This is a genomic window from Maribellus luteus (genome assembly GCF_003576475.1).
In the GTDB taxonomy this organism is placed as follows: domain Bacteria; phylum Bacteroidota; class Bacteroidia; order Bacteroidales; family Prolixibacteraceae; genus Draconibacterium; species Draconibacterium luteum.
Map to the genome: position 1 here is coordinate 1 of NZ_QWGR01000228.1, position 547 is coordinate 547.

Annotated in this window: 2 protein-coding genes; both read right to left on the reverse strand. The window is 64.5% G+C overall.

The window, feature by feature from the left end; all coding sequences use genetic code 11:
- The coding region (locus tag D1614_RS28695; protein WP_119440535.1) for an ATP-binding cassette domain-containing protein at positions 1–262 on the reverse strand (262 nt) is incomplete at its 3' end.
- Positions 263–271: 9 nt separating this feature from the next.
- Positions 272–547, reverse strand: a 276-nt coding sequence (locus D1614_RS28700) for a P-loop NTPase family protein (protein WP_206610200.1), incomplete at its 5' end; no start/stop codon positions are given.

Consider the following 547-nt stretch of genomic DNA (forward strand, 5'->3'; position numbering starts at 1 on the left):
AATGGCAGATGCCGCGCGCGACCACATCGTAAGGCGCGACGCCGTCGAGCGTCTGGTCCTTGAACTTCAGGGTACCTTGCGAGCCGATGGAGCGCGAGATCGCCTTCAGCAGCGTGGTCTTGCCGCAGCCGGACGGTCCCAGCAGCGCGTAAGCGCCGCCCTGCCGCCATGTCATGGTCATCGGCTTCAGCGCATAGGACGCCCGGTCCGCCGCGTTGCCGCCGTAGGAATGCGCCAGATCGACAAGATCGATGCGAGCCATGGTATGCCCTCACCGCGCCGCCGGCGCGGCGACGAGCCGGCCGGATTGATCGAAAATGAACAGGTCGTTCGGATCGAGCACCGCTTCAAGCTCCTGCCCAGGCAGAAACTCGTGGATGCCGGACAGCACCGCGACCCAGTTGTAACCTTCGCGTTTGAGATGCACGAAACTTTCGGAGCCGGTGATCTCGGTCACGCTGACGGTGGTGACGAATGCATGGCGGCCGTTGCATGGGGCCGCCACTTCAAGCTGATGCGCGCGGAATCCGACCTGGTAGGCGCCGTC